Source organism: Corynebacterium sp. HMSC074C01 (genome assembly GCF_001814605.1).
Lineage (GTDB): Bacteria > Actinomycetota > Actinomycetes > Mycobacteriales > Mycobacteriaceae > Corynebacterium.
This window is the reverse complement of the sequence record NZ_KV817229.1, coordinates 1-21866: the sequence shown is the minus strand read 5'-3', so window position 1 is coordinate 21866 and position 21866 is coordinate 1. Positions and strand designations below refer to the sequence as shown.

At 60.2% G+C, this 21866-nt stretch carries 22 protein-coding genes and 1 other RNA gene; 9 read left to right on the top strand and 14 right to left on the bottom strand.

Features of this window, described 5'->3' with window-relative positions; genetic code table 11:
- Window positions 1–106: 106 nt before the first annotated feature.
- The 7 genes from HMPREF2978_RS00135 to HMPREF2978_RS00105 form a co-directional block, all read right to left on the bottom strand.
- Window positions 107–862, bottom strand: a complete 756-nt coding sequence (locus HMPREF2978_RS00135; protein ID WP_070717248.1) for an iron ABC transporter ATP-binding protein — start codon at window positions 860–862, stop codon at window positions 107–109.
- On the bottom strand, window positions 859–1878 hold the full coding sequence (locus tag HMPREF2978_RS00130; protein ID WP_070743277.1) for an iron chelate uptake ABC transporter family permease subunit: 1020 nt from the start codon (window positions 1876–1878) through the stop codon (window positions 859–861). The genes HMPREF2978_RS00135 and HMPREF2978_RS00130 overlap by 4 nt, the downstream gene beginning before the upstream one ends.
- A gap of 35 nt (window positions 1879–1913) precedes the next feature.
- A complete protein-coding gene (locus HMPREF2978_RS00125) occupies window positions 1914–2909 on the bottom strand; it encodes an ABC transporter permease (protein ID WP_371326346.1) in 996 nt (331 codons plus the stop codon).
- 41 nt (window positions 2910–2950) lie between these two features.
- Window positions 2951–3982, bottom strand: a complete 1032-nt coding sequence (locus HMPREF2978_RS00120; RefSeq protein ID WP_070743272.1) for a siderophore ABC transporter substrate-binding protein — start codon at window positions 3980–3982, stop codon at window positions 2951–2953.
- 171 nt (window positions 3983–4153) lie between these two features.
- Window positions 4154–5503 carry an amidohydrolase gene (locus HMPREF2978_RS00115; RefSeq protein WP_070743269.1) on the bottom strand — a complete coding sequence of 450 codons (1350 nt, stop codon included), beginning with the start codon at window positions 5501–5503 and terminating at the stop codon, window positions 4154–4156.
- A 4-nt stretch (window positions 5504–5507) separates the two neighbouring features.
- A complete protein-coding gene (locus HMPREF2978_RS00110) occupies window positions 5508–7166 on the bottom strand; it encodes an AbgT family transporter (protein WP_070743266.1) in 1659 nt (552 codons plus the stop codon).
- 219 nt (window positions 7167–7385) lie between these two features.
- Window positions 7386–8072: a DJ-1/PfpI family protein gene (locus tag HMPREF2978_RS00105; protein ID WP_070743263.1), complete on the bottom strand. Its 687-nt coding sequence runs from the start codon at window positions 8070–8072 to the stop codon at window positions 7386–7388.
- An 867-nt stretch (window positions 8073–8939) separates the two neighbouring features.
- On the opposite strand from HMPREF2978_RS00105, the gene HMPREF2978_RS00100 reads away from it, so the two are divergent.
- Window positions 8940–10007, top strand: a complete 1068-nt coding sequence (locus tag HMPREF2978_RS00100; protein ID WP_070516707.1) for an LLM class flavin-dependent oxidoreductase — start codon at window positions 8940–8942, stop codon at window positions 10005–10007.
- A gap of 60 nt (window positions 10008–10067) precedes the next feature.
- Here the strand turns inward: HMPREF2978_RS00100 and ssrA are convergent.
- Window positions 10068–10447, bottom strand: a transfer-messenger RNA (tmRNA) gene (gene ssrA, locus HMPREF2978_RS00095).
- Between the two features lie 209 nt (window positions 10448–10656).
- Between ssrA and HMPREF2978_RS00090 the strand changes: the two genes are divergently transcribed.
- On the top strand, window positions 10657–11928 hold the full coding sequence (locus tag HMPREF2978_RS00090) for an SLC5/6 family protein (protein ID WP_070743260.1): 1272 nt from the start codon (window positions 10657–10659) through the stop codon (window positions 11926–11928).
- Here the strand turns inward: HMPREF2978_RS00090 and HMPREF2978_RS00085 are convergent.
- The 5 genes from HMPREF2978_RS00085 to prfB are packed head-to-tail and all read right to left on the bottom strand — an operon-like array spanning window position 11925 to window position 15582.
- Window positions 11925–12281, bottom strand: coding sequence for a DUF488 domain-containing protein (locus HMPREF2978_RS00085; protein WP_070516704.1), 357 nt, complete (start codon window positions 12279–12281; stop codon window positions 11925–11927). The two genes, HMPREF2978_RS00090 and HMPREF2978_RS00085, sit on opposite strands and share 4 nt — an antisense overlap.
- A gap of 10 nt (window positions 12282–12291) precedes the next feature.
- Window positions 12292–12795 carry an SsrA-binding protein SmpB gene (gene smpB / locus HMPREF2978_RS00080; protein ID WP_070743258.1) on the bottom strand — a complete coding sequence of 168 codons (504 nt, stop codon included), beginning with the start codon at window positions 12793–12795 and terminating at the stop codon, window positions 12292–12294.
- Window positions 12796–12849: 54 nt separating this feature from the next.
- Entirely contained in the window at window positions 12850–13752 is a 903-nt protein-coding gene (ftsX, locus tag HMPREF2978_RS00075; protein WP_070516700.1) for a permease-like cell division protein FtsX, read from the bottom strand.
- A complete protein-coding gene (gene ftsE / locus HMPREF2978_RS00070) occupies window positions 13753–14442 on the bottom strand; it encodes a cell division ATP-binding protein FtsE (protein WP_070516698.1) in 690 nt (229 codons plus the stop codon).
- A 33-nt stretch (window positions 14443–14475) separates the two neighbouring features.
- A complete protein-coding gene (gene prfB, locus HMPREF2978_RS00065; protein ID WP_070743254.1) occupies window positions 14476–15582 on the bottom strand; it encodes a peptide chain release factor 2 in 1107 nt (368 codons plus the stop codon).
- 69 nt (window positions 15583–15651) lie between these two features.
- Between prfB and HMPREF2978_RS00060 the strand changes: the two genes are divergently transcribed.
- Entirely contained in the window at window positions 15652–16479 is an 828-nt protein-coding gene (locus HMPREF2978_RS00060; RefSeq protein ID WP_070743251.1) for an inositol monophosphatase family protein, read from the top strand.
- A complete protein-coding gene (gene hisN / locus HMPREF2978_RS00055) occupies window positions 16472–17245 on the top strand; it encodes a histidinol-phosphatase (RefSeq protein WP_070516693.1) in 774 nt (257 codons plus the stop codon). The genes HMPREF2978_RS00060 and hisN overlap by 8 nt, the downstream gene beginning before the upstream one ends.
- Window positions 17246–17513: 268 nt before the next feature.
- Here the strand turns inward: hisN and HMPREF2978_RS00050 are convergent, their stop codons facing one another.
- Window positions 17514–18716: a S1 family peptidase gene (locus HMPREF2978_RS00050; RefSeq protein WP_070516691.1), complete on the bottom strand. Its 1203-nt coding sequence runs from the start codon at window positions 18714–18716 to the stop codon at window positions 17514–17516.
- A 188-nt stretch (window positions 18717–18904) separates the two neighbouring features.
- Between HMPREF2978_RS00050 and HMPREF2978_RS00045 the strand changes: the two genes are divergently transcribed.
- From HMPREF2978_RS00045 to HMPREF2978_RS00025, 5 genes are all read left to right on the top strand, one after another.
- Window positions 18905–19333 carry an NUDIX domain-containing protein gene (locus HMPREF2978_RS00045; protein WP_049156140.1) on the top strand — a complete coding sequence of 143 codons (429 nt, stop codon included), beginning with the start codon at window positions 18905–18907 and terminating at the stop codon, window positions 19331–19333.
- A gap of 25 nt (window positions 19334–19358) precedes the next feature.
- Window positions 19359–20039: a DUF4232 domain-containing protein gene (locus HMPREF2978_RS00040; RefSeq protein WP_049156136.1), complete on the top strand. Its 681-nt coding sequence runs from the start codon at window positions 19359–19361 to the stop codon at window positions 20037–20039.
- A gap of 47 nt (window positions 20040–20086) precedes the next feature.
- Complete coding sequence (locus tag HMPREF2978_RS00035; protein WP_070743250.1) at window positions 20087–20395, top strand: hypothetical protein; 309 nt, start codon at window positions 20087–20089, stop codon at window positions 20393–20395.
- A 3-nt stretch (window positions 20396–20398) separates the two neighbouring features.
- Window positions 20399–20845 (top strand): DUF1990 family protein, encoded by a 447-nt coding sequence (locus HMPREF2978_RS00030; protein ID WP_070516686.1) that lies wholly within the window; start codon window positions 20399–20401, stop codon window positions 20843–20845.
- Window positions 20846–20928: 83 nt separating this feature from the next.
- Window positions 20929–21837 carry a vWA domain-containing protein gene (locus tag HMPREF2978_RS00025; RefSeq protein WP_246818696.1) on the top strand — a complete coding sequence of 303 codons (909 nt, stop codon included), beginning with the start codon at window positions 20929–20931 and terminating at the stop codon, window positions 21835–21837.
- The last annotated feature ends 29 nt before the right edge of the window (window positions 21838–21866 follow it).

Here is a 21866-nt window from a genome sequence, read left to right as displayed (position 1 = left end):
ATACGCACACCCCCAACAAACAACAAATCCCCAGGCAGATGCACTTTTTGGCACTCTTCCTGGGGCGGTTTCCTGGCTGTCGGGCAGTCCACCTGAATGTTAATAGCTAGTGGTAACAGGCCAACAGCCCATCCGGGCCATCGATAACAGTGATGGGCGTTTCGAAGATGGGCGTAAGGATCTCATCGCGCATGATCTCCTCCGGACTGCCGAAAGAAACGATGCGTCCATCCTTGGCCGCACAAATATAGTCGGCATAACGAGCAGCAAAGTTGATGTCATGGAGGACGATGATGATCGTCCGGCCAAATTCCTTGGCGGCCTTCCGCAAATGCTTCATCATCTCCACGGAGTGCGAGATGTCGAGGTTGTTGAGGGGCTCGTCGAGAAGCACGTAGTCCGTCTCTTGGCAGAGCACCATCGCCACATATGCGCGCTGGCGCTGCCCACCGGATAGCTCGTCGAGATAGCGGTTCTCCAATTCACGCAAATGGAAGAAGTCGATGTAGCGCGAGACTATCTCTTCATCTTCCACGGTCAGGCGCCCCTTCGAGTAAGGGAAACGGCCGAAGCTCACCAGCTGGCGTACGGTCAGCTTGGTAATGAAGTGATTCTCCTGGCGCAGGATGGAGAGAATCTTCGCCAAGTCCTGCGAATTCGTGGAGGACACGTCGTAACCGGCGACCTCGATGGTGCCCTCGTCGACGTCTAGAAGCCGGCCAATCATCGTCAGCATCGTGGACTTGCCCGCACCATTCGGCCCAATCAGCGCAGTGATACCACCGGAGGGGATCTCCAGATCGATGGGGCCAATGTTGGTCTCACCGGAGTAGGACTTGGAAACTTTGGAAAGTTTGATCACAGCTTGCCCTTTCGCAGAATGACCAGAAGGAAGACGCTGCCGCCCACTAGCTCGATAATGATGGAGACCACGCCCTGCGCATAGAAGACGTGCTGCATGAGGAAGTAAGCGCCAGTGAGAACAGCAAAGGCCGTGGCAATTGCCATTGGGAACAAAAAGCGGTGGTCATACGTCTCCGCTGCCTGGTAGGCCAAGGTTGCCACGAGGAAGCCAAGGAAGGTCATGGGTCCTACAAGCGCGGTGCTCGTCGCCATAAGAATGGAGACCAAAATCAGCGTATAGATGGCGTTGACCTTGTGGTTAACGCCCAGGTTTGTGGCGGCATCTCGTCCCAATGCCAACACGTTGAGCTGGCGGGAATTGAGGAACATCAACAGTGTCACCGCAATGACCAGCGGAATGGCGATGGGATAGTACTCACTTTCCGCGTTGTTGACGGAGCCGAAAAGCCGCGCGGTGAGCACATCGAACTCGCTGGGGGTGAGCATGCGCTGCATGAACGTCGCCAACGAGCCGAGGCCGCCGCCGATAATGATGCCCACGAGCAACATCGCATGCATGTTGTTGCGGCGGCTGGTCAACAGCCACGAATACAGCACCACAGACAGCGCGACCATGAGCACGAGCTGGACTAGGAAAGTTCCCAGGGTGCGCGCTTGGGTCAGGCCGGCCGCACCGAGGAAGAAGACCGTAGCCGTATTGATAGCCACATACAAGGATTCAAAGCCCATGATGGAGGGCGTGAGGATACGGTTGTTCGTCACCGTATGGAAAGCCACCGTAGCCACGGCCTGGCATACGGCGACGATCGCCATGGCCGTCACTGCATCAGCGCGGCGACGTGCAATCAGCCACCATTTGCGGGTGCCAAATTCCATGGGGTTGTCATAGGCCAAGAGCCCAAAGGCGAAGGCCAGACCGGCAATAATCAAGGCGGCGAGGATGATCCAGTATTTTCGTGCCGCAGCAGCAGACTGGAAGCTACCCACGTGTCGCCGGGCACGTGACGTTTGCACAGGTTTCTTCGTCGCAGGGGTAGAGATACTTACACTCACTTGGTCGACCTCACGATCAAGACGACGAATACGATAGCACCGACAACACCCAGGATGACTGATACGGGCATCTCAAACGGGGAGATAATAGTGCGGCCAATGAGGTCGCACAAGGTCACCGTGGCAATGCCGAGCAGGCAGACCCACGGGAGGTTAGAGCGCAGGTCATCGCCGCGCAGCATGCTCACTACGTTGGGCACGATAAGACCGAGGAACGGCAATGCGCCGACGACGACGGTAACAACGCCCGTCGCCACGGCGATGAGCCCGGTTCCCAGCAGAATCATCCGCTGGTAGTTCAACCCAATATTGGTGGCGATATCCTCACCCAGCCCAGCGACGGTGAGTTTGTCAGCATAGAAATACACAGCCACCAAAACCAGCAGCACGATCCACAGGACCTCGTATTGACCCTCATAGACAGAGGTAAAGGATCCCATGAACCAGATTCCGAGCTGTTGCAAGGTATCCGTCGCTAGCGCCACGTAGGAAGACACTGCGCTAACGACAGCACCCAACATAATGCCGATGATCGGCACAATGAGTGAGGAGCGCAGCGCTACGCGACGCAGAAACGCGAAGAAAACCATGGTTCCCACGAAGGCAAAGAAAACCGAAATAACCATCTTCACCAGCACGGATGAGTGCGGGAAAAGGATAAGAGAAAAGAGCAGTCCCAGTCCGGCCCACTCGGTGGTTCCCGTTGTCGTGGGTTCCACGAAGCGGTTTTGGGTCAGCAGCTGCATGACCAAACCGCTCATCGCCATCGCGGCGCCCGCCAAGACAAGCGCAACGGTGCGCGGCACGCGGGTGGTGAAGAACATGGACCAGCCGTCCTCATTATCGAGGATGCTGTACTCCCCCACCATGAGGGAAAGGAGGAGCAGCGCGATGACGCCGAGCACGCCGAGGCCTAGCTTCCAGGTCAGCACAGGTCCGCGGGAGTTACGCGGGCTGACAGCTGAGTGCTCTGCCGCAGCGCTGCTCTTCACCGTCACGGTTTAGTCTCCTCCTTGGCTGCCGAGAGAGTTGTTTAGGCGTTGGCCTTCTCGAAGGCGTCGGCAAGCGCGTTCAAGATCTCGGTGTAGGTAATGATGGACTCATCAATGTAGGTGTCATTCGGCGCCACGTAAACGTTGCCTTCCTTCACAGCGGTAACGTTCTTGAGCGCCGCGTTGTCCTTGACCAGCTTCTCGCCCGGCGTGACATCCTGACCTTCCTTGGAGATAGCGGAGTCACGGTCCATGACGAGGATCCAATCCGGGTTGGATTCGGCAATGGCCTCAACGGAGATATCGTCGCCCTCGTGGTCATCGGAGGCGTTGGACACTTCCAGGGCCGGGGTCAGGCCAAGCAGCTCAAAGACCGGGCCATACACGCGCCCGATACCGGGAGCGATGTAACCGATTTCACCGCCGGAGGTGTTCACAGCCATGACCTTCTGCTCTGGGTTGTAGGCCTTCTTAGCGCGCTCAGCAGCGGCGTCGAAGTCCTCAATGAGCTTCGCGGCATCTTCTTCGTGGCCGAAAACCTGGCCCAGGGCCTCAGTGTGGCGCTTGAGCTCGTCGAAGAAATCTTCATCATCGCGCGGTTCGAAATCAACGACCGGGACATCCTCGAGCAGATCCTCAATATCCCCTTGGTACTGCTCGAAGCGCTGGCCGTTCCACACGACGTCCGGGTCCGCTGCTACGAGGCTTTCGAGGTCCGGATCCTTGTGGGAGCCCAGGTCAACCTCGACCGTGTCCTTGTTGTAGGTATCACGCAGGGACTTCGGCACCAGCGGAAGCGGCGCGGCGGCGAGGTCAACATCCCACTGAGCCAGAACGGAGAAAGCGCGGTTATCCGTCACCGCGGGGTTCTCTACCGGCAGCGCGACCTCCTTCGAACCAAAGTTATCCTCCAGCGTAATCGTGGAGGAGTCCGCGGCTGCGGAGTTGGTCGGCTCAGCAGAATCCTGGGACTGGTTTGCGGAGCAACCCGTTAGAGCGAGCGCGGCCACAGAGACGGCGGCTGCAACTTTGGTGACGGTCGCGCCTGCGGCACGGCGAGAAAGAGTAAACATAGCTTCCTTGCATATTAGGTGTGGCTAACCACAGCTGGCAAATAATGTCAGCGCATAACCTAACCTATGTAAGGCTTACCTTTCAAGCACACAATTGTTTCTTAATTCATCACGGGGGTACGCATACGCTGGACGACGCCCCGTGACGTGCCATTACAAGAACGTGGCCCGCTACCCCTTCTCCGCGATGAGATCGGCCACCGATACGGGCCCTTCCCTATCAAAGTCTTCCTGCGCCGCGCGGCGAAAGTCCGAGTCCGCCAAGAAATCTAGCGCTACTTGCGCCAACCCTGCAGCGGAATCGACAGCCGCATCCACCGCCTGCGGCGTAGCCGCCCAGCGGGCGAAGTCCTCGGTATGCAAGGCCACGTCGGTAGGCGAAACCTGCACCATCGGGTGCAAACCCGGAACTAGGTGGGAGACGTTGCCGAAGTCCGTCGAGGCAGCCACCGTATCCGGAACCGTCCCCGCCGGCAGCGCGGTGCGCCCCCGGCGCACTTGCGTCGCCGTCCAGCGGTCCACCAGCGCCGCATTGTTGCGCACGGGCAGCGTCATCGGATGCTCGTCCCAATCCACATCCACCTCAACACCGGCCATGAGTGCAGCGCCCCGGACGATGTCTTCCACCCTGGCGGACAGATCCATGAGCGTGCGCGTCCCCAACGAGCGCACATAAATGGTCATTTCCGCCTCGCTCGGGATGATGGAAGGCCGATCACCACCGCTCATGATGGCGTGCACGCGATCCGATGGCGGCATTTGCTGCCGCATAAGCCCAATCCCCTGGTAGGCCAGGCTCGCGGCATCGAGGGCGTTGCGCCCCATGAAGGGCTGGGAGCTGGCGTGCGCGGCCACGCCGCGATAAGTAACGTGCAGAATGCGCCGCCCTACCCAGGTATGCGCACCAATGTCATAGCCGAAGCCATGGATCATCACCGCGGCATCCACCCCTTCGAGGCTACCGCCGCGGATCATGTACTCCTTGCCGGAATGGCCTTCCTCCGCCGGGGTTCCCTGGAGGAGGATGCGACCGGACATAGGAGGGGCGGCGTCCAGCACGGCAGTAGCCGCCAAGAATCCAGTAACGCCCGCTGCGGCAATGACGTTGTGCCCGCACGCGTGCCCAATCTGGGGCAGGGCATCGTATTCCGCCAGGATGGCCACGGTGGGATGCCGCTCGGGTTCGAAATCCGCGCTCTGCCACGAGGCCTCGAAGGCGGTCTCCACACCATAGACTCCGCGGCGCGTCAAAAAGCCATGCCCTTCAACGATGTCCGCGAGCACCGCCATGGAGCGATGCTCCTCGAAGGCCGTTTCAGGGTGAGCGTGCAGGTCCGCGACGATGTGCGCGGCTGTCTCCCGCAAGGCCTCAGCACGCGCGGCCGCCGCGCCCCAGAGCTTCGCCTGGCCTGGGTAGTCCTCTCCCTGTTTTTCCGGTGGCGCTGCGGACGCCACGCGCTTTGCGACGCCCTCCTCCATCGCTTCCAAATACGCTGTCGATGGATTGTTGCGTTGATTCATGCGTTTAACCAATCATGACGTTGTTGCCCGGTCCCAGCGGAAGGTCCACGTAGAACCAGATGGCCAGCAAAATCGCCCACGCGGTAAAGAATGGGACCACGAAGGGCACGAGGCGCGACATCAGCGTTCCCAAGCCTGCATCGCGTTCATAACGCTGGAGGAAGCCGAGCATGACGATCATGTATGGGTTCAGCGGGGTGATGATCTGGGTTGCGGAATCACCAACGCGGAATGCGCCCTGAATAAACGCTGGCTCATAGCCCAGCAGGGCAAACATGGGCACGAAGACCGCGGCCATGAGCGTCCACATGGAAGAACCGGAAATGATCAAAAGGTTAAGGCAGGACGCCAAGACAATGAAGGCGAAGATAGCGGCAAAGCCCGTCAACCCGATGGATTCCAGGAAGGCAGCACCCTTCACCGCAGTGAAGGTACCGATACCGGTCCAGGCAAAGAGCGCCACGAACTGGCCCAGGATGAAGGCCAGGATAAGGAAGCTCATCATGTCTTTGAGAGCACCGATCATCATGTTCACAACATCGGTAATTCCCTTGACCGTGCCGACTACCCGGCCGTAGACCACGCCGAGCACCAAGAAGTAGGCGAAGACGATAAAGACGATGGAATTCAACAGCGGCGACTTGGGCAAGAAGCCGCCCTCTTCGTTGCGCCAAGGGGAATCCGGAAGAAGGGTGGCAAAAAGAATGATGGCGGTGAGGATGACCATGGCCACACCGGACCAGACGAGGCCCTTGGATTCGGCCGGGCGCAGCTCAGCAGTGAGCTCCTCGCCGTTCTCGTCGCGGTCGCCGCGCTCTGCGGCATCCTCAGGGTCGATATCTTCCTCAGTAGGAACTTCCTGCTGCCACATGCGCGGCTCAATGACCTTGTCGATGATGAATCCAGCAAGCACACCTAGCACGATGGAGGAAGCCACGTTGAAGTAATAGTTCGACATGGCATTAACCGGCGCGAACTCGGTATTCGGCAGGGTTTCCATCACGGCGGTAGTAATACCTGCAAAGAGCGCATCCAAGGAAGTCGGCACCAAGGATGTGGAATAGCCAGCACCCACGGCGGCGAAGCCACCAATCAGGCCAGCCACTGGGTGACGGCCCGCGGCTTTAAAGACCATCGCGGCCAGCGGCGGGACGATAACGAAGGCGGCATCTGCCATGACCGAAGCGGTCACACCGATGACGCCGACCGCATAGGGCAGCAGCCACGGCTTCGCGGAACCGAAGAGCTTACGAATCAACGCAGAGAGCATGCCGGAGCGCTCCGCCACCCCCACCGCCAGCATGATGGGCAGCACCGTTACCAGTGGCGGGAAGTTGATATAGTTCTCACCCATTGTCGTGGTGAACCACGTCAGCCCCTCACCGGTAAACAGGCCTTTAACCGGCTGAATCTCATCCGACCCGGGCACCTTAATCTCGACGCCCATCTTCGCCATGATCGTGGAGAGCACGCCGGTAATAAGGAAGAGGATTAAGAAGATGGTGAAAGGTTCCGGCAGTTTGTTGCCGATGTACTCAACGCCGTTGAGGAACTTATCCAGCATTCCCCCGCTGGATTGCTGGCTCTGTTTTTGATTTTCCTTGGCAGGATTCTCCGTGGTGTCAGCGCCGCCTTTCGGCGCCGTATTGGATGGGCTGTTCATGGGTACTCCTGTCGTAGGGGTCAGTCCCAGTGCTCCACGTCACACTGTTGACGGACAGGCTACCACGGGAATGTAACTCAGGTAACACATATTTTCGTTCTTAGTCACATTTTTGTGCGGCCAGCCCTACTCCGCTTTCGCCCCGCGCCCCTACACCCCTCACGGGATTCTCATTACGCTCACTGCAAATAGTGGCCCAAAATCGACCGTTTTAGCACCTTATCTACCGTGAGCGTCGTCAGATTGCCCGAATGTTACATCCCCACGCTCAGCTTTGTCACCGCTCGAGGGCACCAGCCCGTTTATCCGCGCGAAAGGATCCCACTCGCAATCGCGATGCGGCTCGTATTCCGCAAAGTTGGCGGCATCGACGGCTGCCGCCTCCGAAATGAGCTCCGCAATGAGCGCGACCGTCATATCCATGCCCGCCGCCACGCCTGAGGAAGTCCATCGATTGCGGTCCTGCACCCACCGCGCCTTGGGCTTCCAAGTCACAGACACCCCGAAGGAGCTCGCCCATGCAAACGCACGCTTGTTGCTTGTTGCGGCGTAGCCCTCCAAGAGCCCCGCCGCCGCCAATACCGCAGAACCCGTGCACACAGAGGCAACCCACGGTGCTTGTGCGCCCACCTCACGAAGCCACGACAGAAAAGATTCGTCCCCCACGAGCCGCCGGGTTCCTTTACCGCCCGGGACAAGAAGGGCGTCGGCCAGCTCAATCTGCCCATAAGAAATTGTCGGCACCACTTCCACGCCCTGCGAGCTGGCAACTGGCTCACCATCCGGCCCTGCAAAGACAACCGCGATCTCAGGGACGGCTTGAAGAAGTTGGACGGGCCCGAAGACGTCGAGAAGCTCAAAGCCCTCAAACAAGACGACTGCGATGCGGAGAGGTTCGGTATCCATGCGGCCATCCTAAAGCAGGCCGCAACGCCGCCGAGCTTGACCTATCTCTCCCGAGCATCCGTAAGCACACGAAATTGAAGCAAAACCGGATATAGATGGCCCACAGCACCGATAGCAAGAAGAACTGTAGCCGCTAACCATCCGCCTGCCGCAGCGCACCATCCAGCGCTACATATATGGAGCAGCAATCCCCACCCATGACCGGCTGCCGACGCTCGCATCGGCCGAAGGGGGTTCACCCCTTCACACTTGGCGGACTCTTCTCTGCGCATCGCCAGAATCATGCCATTCCATCCGATTCGCGTAAGCACAGCATTGAATAGCTCGACGCCCCACCGACGGCTAGCAACGCGAGAAAAAGACACACGCCGCCACATCGAAATCGGAATATGGCGCTCCAGAGAATCGCCAACAAAGGGAGCCAACCCGAACCCCAAGAGAATAGCTGTAACTACGAACCCCTCGGAGTTCGCACCGGTTTCATTCGCCACAACATTCAGCCCTAGCACGGCCGCGATAGTCCCAGCGAAAGCGATCAATTTTTCACCCCCTTAGGGAACTTAAAAGCCTGCAAGCGGCTTCACACATCTTCCTCTATTCAGAACCCCCTAGCGTTTCCCGCCAGACAGCTGTTACACCAGTTTAGCGGCCCAGCGGGTTACCCCGCTTGGGCTTCTCCGTGCGCAGCCTGCACAGGATCTCTAACGGGCTCTCCGGCTCGGACAAGCCCCTGAGCATGCGCGGTTGTAGGCCTGACTAGAAGTTCTTCACTTAAGGTTTGAAGCGGAGCCCGCCTTAGGCCGTGACAATCTTCGAACGAGGCATTACCCTAGTTGTTGATACGTCACCAATAGGAGTGTTTGACCAATGAAAGCATTCGGATTCTTAAGCTTCGGACACTACGCATTCGGCGGCCAGCGCGGCCCGTCCGCGGAAAAAGTCGCGAAGATTCACCTGGAAATCGCCCAGGCTGCAGATGAGATCGGTGTGAACAACGCGTCTTTCCGCGTCCACCACTTCGTACCGCAAGCCTCAGCCCCAATGCCGCTGCTCGGCGCTGTCGCCGCCACCACCAAGAACATCGAGGTGGGCACCGGCGTGATCGACATGCGCTACGAAAACCCGCTCTACCTCGCCGAAGAGGCCGCATCCCTTTACCAGCTCTCCGGCGGCCGCGTGGCCTTGGGCGTCTCGCGCGGCGCCCCGGAGGTTGCCGAGCGCGGTTGGGAAGCTTTCGGCTACAAGGGCGAGGCCCCCAACGGCGCGGACGTGGCGCGGGCCCACCTCGAGGCGTTCATGGCCGCGGTGGACGGCAACGGATTTGCCACCGCCGCACCCCTAGACCGCCAGTACCCGAATATGTTCCAGCCCGGCTCCGCCCTACCCGTCTTTTCCATGGCACCGGAGCTGCGCAAACACATCTTCTACGGCTCCGGCACTCACACTTCGGCAGAGCAGACCGCCAGGGACGCACTAAACCTAATGTCTTCCACCTTGGTTTCCGAGACCACCGCCGCGACCTTGGGTGAGATCCAGGCGGACCAAATCAGCCGCTACCGCGCCGCGTGGAAGGAAGCAGGCCACGACTGGACCCCGCGCGTGTCCGTCTCCCGCTCCATTTTTCCCATCGTGGACGGCGCCGATATGCAGCGGTTCGGTATGCAGGCCTCAGGCTCCGACCAAGTGGGTGTGCTGCCCGATGCCGGTGCTTCCACCTTCGGCCGCACCTATGCCGCGGAGCCTGACAAGCTGATCGAACAGCTCAAGGCCGACCCGGCCGTGATGTCCGCCGACACCCTGCTAATCACCATCCCGACCGGCATGGGGGTGGACGTCAACGTGAAGATTTTGGAAAACTTCGCCACCCATGTCGCCCCTGCGCTGGGCTGGCAGCCGAACACCGAGGGCCCGGTCACCGGCTACCCGATCGACTAATCCGCCCCCCTTCACACAAGAAACCCGCTGGCCTTTATGACCAGCGGGTTTCTTGCCATTCAGTGGAGCCGCCGGGAATTGAACCCGGGTCCTTCGTCACCTCGCCAGGGCTTCTCCGTGCGCAGTCTGCACAGGATCTCTACTCGACCCTCCGGCTCGGGCAAACTCGCTCCGGATGATGGGCCCAGTTGCTCTCAAAGTCCCCAACCGGCCGAACAACAAACCGGTCAGGCAAGTTCCCTAGTCGATGCCAGGATCTAGGTCAGGAACCAAACCTAGGCTGACAGACACGCGTCGCTGAAATTAGGCAGCGAGGGCGTAGTCACGCTGAGAGTTCTTCTCTGCGTTTATTGGTTGCTACGACGCTTAACGGTGGTCTCTAGCCTGCACCGGCACGCTTCCCCTGGCTCAATGTACGAAGTCGAAACCAAGTCGACCCCTCAATCACACATTGCTGTGAAAGCTACGCAGAACGCGTCTTCACACGCCCACGATTCGTCCAACGCTACTGCACCAGCCCCTATTCCCGCAAGCTACCCCCTGGCTACGTGAGGCATAGCTTTCATAAGCACCCCCTTGTGATTAACATCAACTTAAACACTGTTAAGGTGTGTGAGTCCAGTTCACCTACTTTGTTAAAGGCTGCAAAGTGAGCACACATACCGAAACCACCAGCTCCCCGGAAGACGCTAAACGCCCAGCAAGCAACACCGAGTGGGCCATCTCGCTCTTCGGCACCGCCGTTGGCGCTGGCATTCTTTTCCTCCCAATCAACGCGGGCAGCTTCGGCTTCTGGCCGCTGCTCGTGGCCACGATTCTGATTGGCCCGATGACGTACTTCTCCCACCGCGGTTTGGCCCGCATGATTTGTGCGTCGCCGCGCCAGGGCGAAGACATCACTGCGGTGGTGACCGACTACTTCGGCAAACGCGCCGGATTTGTCATTTCGGTGGTCTATTTCTGCGCCATCTTTCCCATCGTCCTCATTTATGGCGTGTCGATTACCAATACAGTCAACAGCTTCATCGTCAACCAATTAAATGGACCCACGATTTCACGTCCGCTGTTGTCTTTCCTCCTCGTGGGCATCATGACCATCGTCTTCGCCTTTGGCCAACGTATGGTGCTGGCCGTTACGCAGTTCTTGGTCTACCCGCTAATCTTCTGCCTTGGCGCACTGTCCATCTACCTCATCCCGCGCTGGGATATCGCCTCCTTCATGGAGGTGGGCAACAGTGATTGGCGCGTCGTCGGTGCTGTCGCCCTCATCATCCCCGTGCTGGTATTCTCCTTTAACCACTCCCCCGCGATTTCCCAGTTCTCCTTGGCCATGGTCTCCGCACACGGCCGCGAGAAGAGCTCCGAGAACGCCTCGCGCGCTCTGGCACTGACCGCCATTCTGCTCACCGTGTTCACCATGTTCTTCGTGTGGTCCTGCACCCTCACGCTTGGTGCGGACGGGCTCGCCGAGGCCCGCGAGCAAAACCTGCCGGTTCTGTCTTACCTGGCCAACGTCACTGGCGTTCCGGTCTTGGCATTCCTCTCCCCGATCATCGCGATGATCGCCATCATCTCCTCCTACTTCGGACACGTGCTGGGAGCTACCGAAGGCGGCAACTTCCTGCTGCGCAGCGCCGCGCCCCGCGCCACGGCGAAGCTCTCGGAGAAGCAGCTCAATTCCATCATGCACGGCATCATCTTCGTGGCCGCGTGGGTCGTGGCCATCATCGATCCGTCAATCCTGGGCCTCATCGAGGCCATCGGCGGCCCCTTCATCGCCTCGATTCTGTACCTGCTGCCGATGTATGCCATCCACCGCATCGACGCTCTCAAGCAATTCCGTGGCCGCCCCAGCAACGTCTTCGTCGTCATCACCGGCCTCATTGCCGTGGGAGCGACTGTGTGGAGCCTCATCGGCTAGCGTTCCTCCAACCACGCCTTCAACACAGTGGCGTGGTTAACCTCGCGATCCTTGGCGGCGAAGAGGAGGGTGACGTCGCCAAGCTCTGCAAGGTGGCGCAGTTGCTCCAGCTCCTCGCCGTCATTCGCGTCGAGCTCCGCGCGGTAGCGTCGCGCAAATTCCTCAAAGGTGTCAGCATCGTGCCCCCACCACTTACGCAACTCTGGACTGGGCGCGACATCCTTGAACCAGTGGTCATAGGACAAGCGCTCCTTGGCCACGCCACGGGGCCAGAGCTTGTCGACGAGCGCCGCCACCCCACGCGGCTGCTCCTCACCCCGAATAACGTCATGAACCTTGGCCGTATAAATCATGACTCCCAGGTTAGGCGTTAATCCCCTTGACGCGGCGGCCCAGCTCGCGAGTGATGTCGCGGTCCTGGTCACGGCGCTTGATTGCTTCACGCTTGTCATAGTCCTGCTTACCCTTGGCAAGACCGAGCTCACACTTGGCACGACCGTCCTTCAGGTACACCTTGAGCGGGATCAGCGTCTTATTGCCATCGCGCACCTGTCCCATGAGCTTGTCAATCTCTCGGCGGTGCAAGAGCAGCTTGCGTGTGCGCTTGGGCGAGTGGTTCGTCCACGTACCCTGGGAATACTCCGGGATGTGGAGGTTGCGGATATAGACCTCGCCGCCGTCAATGGTGGCGAAGGCATCCGCCAGGGAAATCTTGCCTTCGCGCATCGACTTAATTTCGGTGCCCACGAGCACCATGCCGCATTCCAGGGTGTCGAGGATGGTGTAGTCGTGGCGGGCACGTCGGTTGGTGGCCAAGGTCGAGTTATTGTCGACGGCCGCCTTTTTCTTCTTTGCCTTCTTCGCCATAGTTCGGACTATATTACGCTACTGCCAGGCACGACCCACAACAGGCCTGTTGGCCTATGTTCGCACGTAGGCGCGCATGGTCACCTGCGCGGTCAGCGCAGCGCACAGAATTGCCACTAGCCCCACGATGGGCAGAGCCGTCCACACGTCCCCAGACGTCACGGGGGCCAGAAGCTGGTTGTGGTACAGGTCCTTCAGCGCGGGATCGATCACAGTGTTCTTTCCCACGATGACGCCCACCCCGGCGAGGACGACACCACCGACGGCACCGAGGACCGCTTCCATGATGAAGGGGGCATGGGTCACCCACCGCGAGGCGCCAACGATGCGCATGATCGCGGTCTCTCGCTGGCGCTGGTAAGCGGCGATCTGCACCATGTTCGCAATCAGCATGATGGCGGCCAGCGCCATGACTGCAGCCAAGACGAAGGTGGCATTCCGGATGGCATCAAGGTTGCCGGCGGCGCTGCGCACCTCTTCCTGCTGATCGATGATGTCACTGACGGCGGGGTCGGACGCGATGGCGTCGATAGGCGCGGTATCCGTCGGATCCTTCAGCCGCACGTGGAAGGCCGCCGGCAGCGCGTCCGGGGAGGTTTCCTCCACCATGACTGGATCGGTCTCCTTGAACAGTTCCACGAAGCGCTCATAGGAATCCTCGCGGTTGCGGTAGCTGACGGACTCGATGTCTTCATCCGCCTCTAGCTTCTTCTTCAACCCTGCGCAGGCGGAGTCCTTACACTCCGGGTCGTTGGCAGAAATATCCTCGTTGAGCTGGACCATGACCTCGACGCGCTCGAGGTAGATGTCCTTGGTGTCATTGGTCATCTGGGTGACCAAGACGCCGGCCACCACCAGGGCCACCGAAATGGCCGTGGTGATCACCATGGCGATAGTCATGGTGATGTTACGGCCTAGACCTTTGAAAGCTTCCCTGAATACAAAGCCCAGATTCACCTAGACCGCCTCCCCATACATCGCGTTCTTCTCATCGCGCACCAGCGTGCCGTTGCGCAGCTCAATGACGCGCTGGCGGGCCTCGTTCACCGCGCGCGCATTGTGCGTCGACATCACCACGGTGGTGCCGCGGCGGTTGATCTTGGTGAGCAAGGCCATGATCTCCGCAGCTGTGGAGGGATCGAGGTTGCCCGTGGGTTCGTCGGCAAGCAGCAGCTTGGGACGGTTAACAAAAGCCCGCGCAATCGCCACGCGCTGCTGCTCACCGCCGGAAAGCTCATGCGGCATGCGGTGCTGCTTGGCGCCGAGGCCAACCATGTCGAGCACCTCGGGCACCTGCTTGGCAATCCGCGCCTTGCCCTTGCCAATGACCTCGAGGGAAAAGGCGACATTGTCGTAGACATTGAGCTTGGGCAGAAGACGGAAGTCTTGGAAAACATAGCCGATGGATTGGCGCAGTCTGTTGACCTCGCGCCCCTTCAAAGCGTTGACGTGGAAATCCCCGAAGTAGATATCGCCCGAGCTGACATTGGTTTCGCGCACCATGAGCTGGAGGAAGGTCGACTTGCCGGAGCCGGACGGGCCGATGAGAAAGACGAATTCTCCGTCTTCAATCTCAAAGGACACGTTGTCCAGCGCGGGCCTCGTGGAGGTCGGATAGACCTTGGACACATTCTCGAAAGTGATCACTTAAGCCACATTAGCAACATTTGTTACTCGGGCCTAGGTCTCCTGCTGCGCCATGCGCCACCGAATACCAGATTCCAGGAAGCCATCGATGTCCCCGTCCAAGACCTTGGAAGGATCCCCCACCTCGTAATTCGTTCGCAGATCCTTGACCATCTGGTACGGGTGCAGCACATAAGAACGCATCTGATTACCCCAGGAGGCATTGCCGCCCGCACCCAGCGCATCGAGTTCCGCGCGCTCCTCCTGGCGCTTGCGCTCCAGCAGCTTCGCCTGCAGCACGCGCATTGCGGAGGCCTTGTTCTGGATCTGGGACTTCTCGTTCTGACAGGTCACCACGATGCCGGTCGGGATATGTGTCAGGCGCACTGCCGAATCCGTCGTGTTGACCGACTGCCCGCCCGGGCCCGAGGAACGGTAGACATCCACGCGCACCTCCGAGTCTGGTACCTCGATGGAATCGGTCTGCTCCACCACCGGCAGCACCTCCACCTCCGCGAAGGAGGTCTGGCGGCGCCCCTGGTTATCAAAAGGAGAAATGCGCACGAGGCGGTGCGCGCCCTGCTCCACGGAGAGCTGGCCATACATGTATTCACCATGCACCACGAAGGTGGCGGACTTAATACCTGCTTCTTCGGCATAGGAAATGTCGTAGACATCCACCTTGTGGCCGTTCTTCTCCGCCCAGCGTGTGTACATGCGCATGAGCATCTCCGCCCAGTCCGCGGCATCCACACCACCCGCGCCGGAGCGGATGTTGATGACCGCCTCACGCTCGTCATATTCGCCAGAAAGCATCGTGGTCACCTCGAGCGATTCGATGGCGGCGCCGAGTTCCTTCAGCTCTGTGTCGACGAGCTCCTGGGAAGCCTCATCGCCTTCCTCCTCCGCTAGCTCAGACATCACGGGCAGATCCTCGATCCGCCCACGCAGGGAATTCAGCTTGCGCAGCTTTGCTTGCTGCGCCGACAGCTCCGAGGTCACCTTCTGCGCATGATCGGGGTCATCCCACAGCGACGGGTCCCCCGCCTGGGCCTCGAGTTCGCGCACGCGCTCGGACACCGCCTCCGGGTCCATCACCTTCTCAATAGAGGTCAAAGTGGCGCTGAGTTCCTCAAGTCGTGCTGTTTGTTCCGGACGCATAGACCCCTACTCTACTTATTCTTTCTCCCTGATTAGCCATCGGCCGCGTTTAGCGCGACAATAGGCGGCATGAGTGACCAGCCAAGCCTCACCGAGATGATCGATGCCATCATCAAGACCTTCATCGTCGCCCATGCGGACGATACCGATGCCCACCTTGCCCAGGCGCTTGTTTATAACGCCGGCCGCCTGGCCTGGCGCCTGCGCGAGCAAGGAGTAGACATAGAGCAAAAGACCTCCGTGTCCGATGTCGTCACCGACGCCGACTTTGCCGCCGAGCGTTTCGTCGCCGGTGTGCTCGAAACTTTGCGCGGCGAGGACGGCATCGTGGGCGAAGAGGGCGCGAACCGCGAATCGAAGTCCGGCCGGACCTGGGTCATCGACCCCGTCGATGGCACCTACAACTTCGCCTCGGGCTCCGACTATTGGTGCTCCGCGCTCGCGCTTGTCGACGCCGAAGGGGTCATCCTCGGCGCCGTCCACCGCCCCGCCATGGGCTATACCTGGTTCGGCGGCCGCGACTTCCCCACCAGTCTGGACGGCAAGGAAGTCACCAAGCTTACTGACACCCCCGCCGACAAGCTGTGCTTGTCGACGTACCTGCACCCCACCTCCATGACTGACCCGAACATCGCCGCCGCCTGGGAAAAGGTGGCCCCGCATTTTGCCACCGTACGCATGCTCGGCGCGGGTTCCGTGGATCTCTCCTGTGTGGCGGATGGCACTTGGGGCGCATGGATGCAGCATTCCGTCAAGGACTGGGATTGGTATCCCGGCCAAGCGCTGGTGCTGGCTGCAGGCGGCGCGGCGCGCAAGGTTGAAGCCGGCGGTGTGGAATGGTGTATCGCGGGTAATAAACAGGTAGTTGATCAGATGGAGGAATGGCTCCGTGGGTAAGTACAAAGAGGACCTCGGCTTGGCATTGGAGATGGCGGGCCATGCGGACGCCATTACGATGCACCGCTTTGAGGCTGCAGACTTGTCAGTCAAAGAGAAGCCGGACATGACCCCGGTTTCAGATGCGGACCTGGCTTGTGAGAAGGCGATCCGCGAAGCCCTGAAGCGCTCCCGCCCGCGCGATGAAGTTTTGGGTGAAGAGTTTGGCGGCGAGGCTTGCTTCGAGGGCCGCCAGTGGGTCATCGACCCCATCGACGGCACGAAGAATTTCGTGCGCGGCGTTCCCGTCTGGGCCACGCTAATCTCACTGCTGGAGGACGGCGAGCCGGTCGTCTCCGTCGTCTCCGCCCCAGCCTTGCGCCGCCGCTGGTATGCGGCCAAGGGCAGCGGCGCCTACCGCGTCTTCGGTGGGGAGCCAAAACGCCTGCGTGTCTCCGAGGTCTCCAAACTGGAAGACGCTTCCCTGGCCATGAGCTCGCTGTCGGGCTGGCGCCCGCACCGCGATGCCTTCGTCTCATTCACGGATAAGGTCTGGCGTCTGCGCGGCTACGGCGACTTCTGGAACTACTGCCTCGTGGCCGAAGGTGCCGTCGACATCGCTGCCGAGCCGGAGGTTTCCCTGTGGGATTTGGCCGCCCCGGCACTCCTCGTGACCGAGGCCGGTGGACGCTTCACCAACGTCCGCGGCGAAGACGGCCCCCACGGCGGCTCGGCACTGGCCTCCAACGGCAAGCTTCACGACGCCGCCCTCAGCGCCCTCTCCTAGGCCCCGCACAGCACCCCAGCGCCGCGGGCCGGTGCCGCACCCCAGCGGATCGTGTTCCGAAGGTCATTTCGATCATTTAGTGCCCCAGATCTTTAAAGATCTGGGGCACTATTTGTTAGAAACGTACTCTCCCAGCCACGCGCCCGCGGCTCCGTGACCGTTTTCGCAAACAAGCCCCTTCAGAACGCAAGTTTTTCGGCCTTATTTACGAAAACGGACCCCACACACGACTAAAGGGGCCCCGCAGGGCCCCTTTTCGCAGCGGTGGTTAGTTCTCCGGAAGCGTGAATCCGGAACCTACGCCCTCGCGGCGGTTGAGATCCGCGATGATGACATCGGTATTAGAAACGACCGTCGGGTTGTGCAGCGCGCCCTGCCACGGGGTGCGGCACGACGGCAGGCCTGGCACCAGTCCGCGGGATACCGAGCCGACAATGCGGCCATTGTGGAAGACCGGCGCACCGGAATCTCCGACCATCGCGCACACCTGGTTGATGGTGATCTTCTGACTGTGCTGGAAGGTCATGCCACATGTGCGGCCGGTAGCCACACCGCTCTTGCAGGTAATATCGCCCGGCTGGGTGGTGCCACCGATCCCTTGGGCGGTCACACCGTTATAGCTGCGGGTTACCTCGGCCTGGGAGCCAAACTCGATGAGCGAGTAGTCCAGGTTCGCGTTCTTCGCTACCACGGTGCCGGTGGGGCCTACCTGCCAGGAGTCCGCCGAGGACACCGGGTCGCCGACATTTCCGCAGTGACCAGCTGTAATACCGACCTTGCGGCCTTCGGCATCAGTGCCGGCTGCCGTCAGCGTGCACATGGTGTCCTCACGGATGTACAGCGGAGTTCCCGGGCCGTACAGAGACTTCCCTTCGGTCATCGCAACGTTGGATTCCTCGGGGATCTGGGGAGCATCGTAGAAAGAACCAGGGACTCGATGCAGAACGTACTCCGCGTGCGGTTTACCAGCAGCAATCTTGGAGAACAGGTCGTTCTTCCACACGTAATTCGGATCCGTGCCCTGGGGTACAAATTCCGGCTGCGTGGCTTCCTCCAGCAGTCCGATAGGCGTCGGGTTCGTCAGCGGTTCACCCGTGATGGCATCAGCGCCGGCATAATCTTGCTGCTCGGACGGGGCCGGCAGTTGCGTTTGCAGGTTCGCTTGCTCCGCGAGGCGCTGCGCCGCAGGCGAGTTCACGGCTCCCTCGACTGCCTGATTCACATCCTTCGATGCCGCTGCGGCAGCACCGTTGACGGCGGTATCGAGGGCGTCGGTCAGCTCTTTGTCCACGGGCTTGGTCTCAATACCTACGGACTGCAGATCCGTGCGTACCTGGTCGACAAAACCTGCTGAATCAATCTCCGGGATGGTGGGGAGCTCCTGAGCACCCGCCATTGGGTTACCCAGGAAGAACGCACCTGCGAAAGCCGAGCCCACAATGACTTTCTTAAGGTGCGGAATTTTTCTCATTGAGCAATTCCTCTTTTCACTTCTTCTCGTATTGGTCTATAAGACTTCCCCCATGATGACACGCGCACTGGGGTAGCCGTTTTCTAACGTGTGGGACTGTGTCCAAGCCGTTACACTACTGACAGTTTTCGGGTGCCCCCTCTTATCTTTCACCGCCTGCCGCGCCTCCGCAGACCTACTATGGAGGCATGTCTGAGACTGCCAATTCTTCGTCATCTCCTGCAGGCATTGCTGAGATAGTCGCTGTAATCCTGCGCGATAACCATGGCCGCGTTCTTGTCATCCGCGCCACCGATACTCCAGAATTCGTCCTGCCATTTGGCTCCATCGATGAGACCATTAATCCAGCTCGCGCCGCCCAGCTCATCGCCCACGAGGCTGTTCGCGCCGCGGTTGATATGTCGAAGTTGCGCCGCCTAGCCACCTATGTCTCGCCTGCGGCCAATGACGCACCTCAGACGATCCACGCTCACGTCTATGTCTGTGAAGAAGAGATTTCCGTCGCCCATCCTGACAAGGAGATTGCAGAGCTAGCCTGGGTCGATCCCGCTGCCCCAGACGTCACCGTCGCCCCATTACTTAGGGAGAGGGTATTCCCCGCTCTGCAGGACCTCTAAGCCCATAGCGTCTAGACTCCCCACCATGATTACGCAGCGACTACTCCCCGTTCTCGCCGCCGGTTCCCTTGCCCTTGCACTGGCCGGCTGCGCCACCGATGACAGCACCGACGCCACGCTTTCCGCTGTCTCCCCCACCACTCAAGCCGCCAGCGCCGAATCTGGGGCTTCAACATCCGCAGACCCGCAGTCACACGACGCAGATTCAGCGGCCGCCGAACAGAAGTCACCCGAGACAAGCGAAGACGCGCACAGCGCCCAAGGCGCAATCCCGACTGCCGCCGACAGCGCCTGCACAACGAAACAGCTAGATATCAGTCTTGCCAACGAGCAGGGGGCCGCCGGCTCACGCTTGGCTGACATTACGTTCACCAACACTTCTCCCGCACCGTGTACGTTGCAAGGCTTTCCTGGCGTCTCCGCCGTCACCAATGACGACGGCACCCAGCTCGGCCCCGCCGCCGAGCGTGAATCGGGCCAAGAAACAGCAACCGTCACGCTCGAGCCCGGGCACTCTGCCCGTGCGGGCCTGAAGATGACCAACATGGGTGTCCTTGACCCAACTTCCTGCCAGCCCCAGGCGGCCGACGGCCTGCGCGTCTACCCGCCCGGCGAAACCGCCAGCGCCTTCATCCGCATTTCCGGCTTCGAAGGGTGCGCTGGCGATGCCAACTACCTCTCTATCCAACCGGTTACCGCAGGTTAAACCCGCTTAAAAGCAGCAGGCGTTCACATCGGTCTACACTCGCGGCCATGGAAGCCAAGAAGCTGACGTCGCTGGTGTTTGGGAACGTTGTGCTGGAATCGCACATGACGAAGACAACTATTGCCGTTTATTCGGAGGACATGCGGTCGTGGTACTTCCGCCCGAGTCCCTATACGGAGCTCAAAGTGCCGCTCGATGAGCTACAAGGACAACTGAGTAGAGAGCGCGCGGAGCTCATCTCAGAGCGCATTTTCGATGACGTCAAACTCGAGCTTGAGGAAGGCTACCCCGGCGGCGTGGACCGCGCACAGAAGGAACTCTGCGCCTGGCTTCGCCGTGCAGACGACAGGGCCTAAGCGATGCCCGAGCCACTCTCCTACTCCTCCGCCGAAGGGTTCCCACAGCTACACATGTCCCGCGTCATCGACGCTGATTATGACACTGCGGCAGACAAACTTTTTCGCTGGGGCCTGCAGCGCAGTGGCCTCTTCCGGGTTACTCCCAGCCACGCCATCGTAGAAGAAGGCGCAGAGGTCTCCCTCGGGTTAGGCCCATGGGAGTTTCGCTGCCGAGTGGTGGATGTATTCCACGAGGAGGGCCGCTGCGGCTTTACCTACGGCACCCTCCCCGGCCACATCGAGCGCGGCGAGGAAACCTTTACCCTGGAGCGCCTGCGGGATGGGCGCACGCTCCTGCTTGTCGACGCCTCCTCCCAACCCGCCCGCCTCGCCTTTCTGCGCCCGCTGCTCGATATTCCCCGGCGCGCGCTGATCCGCTTTTTCTACCTGCACGCTTTGGATGACTAATAGCGGGGTGTCAATGGGGCGCACTCCCCCTCGGTTCCACGCTCGCCTAGCGAGGTAACCACTTGGCATGTAACTTAACTCACATGCACACTTTCCCTCACCATACTTTCCGTTCCTTATCGGTGGCCTTAGCGGCCATTCTCGCGGTGTTAGCCGCGGCAGCTGCAACCGGGCTGTTTCCCTTAGCCGCCGCGGAAGACAAACCTTCCGAATCGGCCAACTCCACTTCCAGCAACATGGCTCCAACCATGGTGGTTTTCGATTCCTCCGGCTCGATGATCACCAACGATGCCGGCGGGCAGACCCGCATTGATGCCGCCAAGGAGGCCGCCCGCACCTTCATCACCGAAGCCGGAGATGACGCCCCTCTGGGGCTTGTCACCTATGGTGGCAACACCGGCGAAGCCCCCGAAGATGAGGCGGCCGGTTGCCAGGACATCACCGTGGTCGCACCACCCGAGGCCGGTAACTCTGAGAAGATGATCGCCCATATGGATGGCTTGCAGCCACGAGGATTCACCCCCATCGGCGAGTCCCTACGCAAGGCCGCCGCTGAGCTACCAGAGGAAGGCCAGCGCAGCATCATCTTGGTCTCCGATGGCGTTGCCACCTGCACCCCGCCACCCGTGTGTGATGTGGCGAAAGAGCTGAAGGAGCAGGGCATCGACCTAGTCATCAATACCGTCGGCTTCAACGTTGAGCCCGAGGCACAGCAGGAACTGCAGTGCATTGCCGACGCCACCGGCGGCACCTACGCCGACGCCTCCGACGCCGATAGCTTGGCCAAGGAACTGAACCGCGCAGCACCCCGCACCTTCAACGCCTACGAGTCAAACTTAGAGGAGATCGAAGGCGGCGAAACCGAAGGTTCCCCGGCCAAGGTAGACCGTGACGTAGAGGCCTTCTCCACCACTCTTCTTCCGACGGAGGGTAAAGGGCACTCGGCTGAATCCACTACCTTCTTCACCACGGACCTGACCCCTGTTAGGTAGACACCTGATATCCAGCCCGGTTGGGTTGG